This window comes from Kitasatospora sp. NPDC004799, assembly GCF_040609095.1.
In the GTDB taxonomy this organism is placed as follows: Bacteria; Actinomycetota; Actinomycetes; order Streptomycetales; family Streptomycetaceae; genus Kitasatospora.
Genome location: NZ_JBEXJK010000670.1, coordinates 1 through 2,601, shown reverse-complemented (window position 1 = coordinate 2,601; position 2,601 = coordinate 1). Strand labels below are relative to the sequence as shown.

Annotated in this window: 2 protein-coding genes; one reads left to right on the top strand and one right to left on the bottom strand. The window is 74.4% G+C overall.

Going from position 1 to position 2,601, the window contains the following annotated elements:
• Window positions 1–611 precede the first annotated feature (611 nt).
• Complete coding sequence (locus ABZW03_RS39700) at window positions 612–2,093, top strand: hypothetical protein (protein WP_355269582.1); 1,482 nt, start codon at window positions 612–614, stop codon at window positions 2,091–2,093.
• Between the two features lie 40 nt (window positions 2,094–2,133).
• Here ABZW03_RS39700 and ABZW03_RS39695 read toward each other — a convergent pair whose 3' ends face one another.
• A complete protein-coding gene (locus tag ABZW03_RS39695; protein ID WP_355269584.1) occupies window positions 2,134–2,430 on the bottom strand; it encodes a PAS domain-containing protein in 297 nt (98 codons plus the stop codon).
• Window positions 2,431–2,601: the final 171 nt, after the last annotated feature.

Below are 2,601 nucleotides of genomic sequence, written 5' to 3'. Positions count from 1 at the left end.
GGCACCGCCCGGGGGCCGGTGCGGCTGACGGCTGCGGTGGGGGGGCGCAGCGCGGGGCGGGTCGCGGTGGGCGTGGGGGTCGTCGCTGAGGAGTACATGGGCTGAGGGTGGTCCCTTCCGGTCCGTCGGCGGGTGCTGCCCCGCGGGGGCGGGGGAGGGCCGGTGCCGTGTGCTTCCTGGCGTGACGGCGGCCCTGCGGGTGGTGCGGTACGTCGTACTTCCTGCGGTGCTTCCTGCGGTGCGGTGGGTGGTGCACGGGCGCCGGGCACGGACGCGGGGTCAGGAACCCCTGTTCGACGGTGCTCCGGCCGTCCGCACCCTGGGGAATGCGGTCGGCCGGACTGCCGTGGCCGTGCCCGGCGCTCCCGCGCCACCCGGCCGCGCCACCCCCTCGGGTGAGGACCGGGAGCGCCCCGTGCCACCGTCGGGGGACACGCCCCGACGCTGGTGGGACGCCGCCCGACCCGGGGGGCGAGGTGGCGCACCTCTACAACACACCCGTCGGGCACTGGCTTAGTAGTCTGGCGGGCCCTGGCGAACGGTGGCGAATGCTCGCCTGGCACTTGCCCGAGCCTCTAGCCTCGGATCAGCCGAGGAACCTGGGGGCTTCGTTGAGCAGGGAACCCAACACCCGACTGGCCGACCTGTTCGTCCTGACCGGATGGTCGAAGGGCGAGCTGGCACGGCTGGTCAACCGTCGGGGTGCCGCGATGGGGCAGCTGCAGCTGTCCACCGACACGTCGAGGGTAAGGCGTTGGATCGAGCAGGGGGAGATCCCGCGCGATCCGGTGCCGCGGGTGCTGGCGGCCGTGTTCACGGAGCGGCTCGGCCGTGTCGTCACCACTGAGGACCTCGGTCTGGAACGACACCGGCCCACCAGGTCCGGGGCGGAAGCGTCCGCAGCAGTGCCATGGTCGCCGGATCGAACAGCCGCGGTCCTCACCGAGTTCACGGGAATGGACCTCATGCTGAACCGACGTGGATTGGTGGGCGCCGGAGCCGCGCTCACGGCCGGGGCGGTCATCGCCGACTCGCTGAAGGGCTGGCTGGGCGGGGACTCGGTCGCGTACGCGGCCTCCGTCCCCGGGCCGCGACAGGTGGTCACCGGGGGCGGAGCGCACCCGGTGGTGGACGTGTACGACGCGGGCCCGGTCGGGCTCGACGAGGTGGAGTCGCTGGAGCACTCGGTGCAGGTGTTCCGGGCCTGGGACGCGGCCCGCGGCGGCGGGCTGCAGCGCAAGGCGGTGGTCGGCCAACTGAACGAGGTCGGCGGGCTGTTGACGCACCGGCACGCGCCCGCCGTGGAGCAGCGGTTGTGGCTGGTCGCGGCCAACCTGGCGGTGCTGGCGGGCTGGATGTCGCACGACGTGGGCCTGGAGCCCACCGCCCAGAAGTACTTCATGATCGCGGCCGACGCGGCCAAGGAGGCCGGCGACCGGCCGCGGGCCGGCGAGGCGATCTCCCGGGCCGCGCGGCAGATGGTGCACCTGGGCCGGGCCGACGACGCGCTCGACCTGATGTCGGCGGCCAAGGCGACCGGCGGGCGGCTGACGCCCAGAACCCGCGCCATGCTCAACACCGTCGAGGCCTGGGCGCACGCCTCGATCGGGCACTCCCAGGACACCTACCGGCTGCTCGGGGAGGCCGAGGACCTGTTCGGCGAGGAGGCGCCGGAGCCACCGCCCTCGTGGATGCAGGTGTTCGACGAAGCCGAACTGCGCGGCATGCAGGCCCTGGTGCTGCGCACGCTGTCCGAGCACGACCCGGGGGCGGCCGCCGAGGCCCGCAGGCACGCCGAGCGGGTGATCACCTTGCGGGAGGGCACCGGGCAGCTGCGTTCGGCGCTGTTCGACCGGATCACCCTGGCCTCGGTGCACCTGATCACCGGCGAGCCGGACGCGGCGCAGTTCCAGGCCAAGATGGTGATGAACATGATCAGCCAGAACTCCTCGCTCCGGACCTGGGACCGGCTGCGCGAGATGTACCGGCTGACCGCGCAGTACCGGGGGCTGCCGGTGGTGGACGAGCTGCGGGAGGAGCTGGGCCGGGAGCTGCGGGCGGCGGACGCCAAGAACCGGCCGCGGCCGGCCTGACCGGCTCGCCGGAGTACGGGCCCGGGCCCGGGCCGTCGGCTCAGTGCGGCGGGGCCGGGCGGAGCAGCATGCGCAGCGCGACGACGGTGCCGTCCGTGCCGAGGACGGGCTCGCCCGCGCACTCGACGCCGTCGTGCCGTCCGTCGGGACGGCGGATCCGGAGGGTGCCGGCGGCGTGGCGGCCGTGCACCAGGGCGTCGGTCATCATCCGCCGCAGCAGCGGCCGGTCCGCCTCGGGGAGGCGGTCGGGCAGCCGGTCGAGGCTGAGCGGGCCGTGGTCCGGGTCGCAGCCGAGGAGGAGGTAGGTCTCCGGGCTCCAGCGGGTCCCGTCGGTCAGCAGGTCCCACTCGGCGGAGCCGGTGAGGCCGTCGTCGATGCCGCGCCGGTCGCCGCCGTCGCCGAGGTAGGAGCCGGTGACATCCCTCGGGTATGACGGCGGTCACGCCGCATGGGGCAGACGCGAGTCGGCCACCCCGGAACGTCGTAAGTCCGGCAGTCCTCCCGGCGG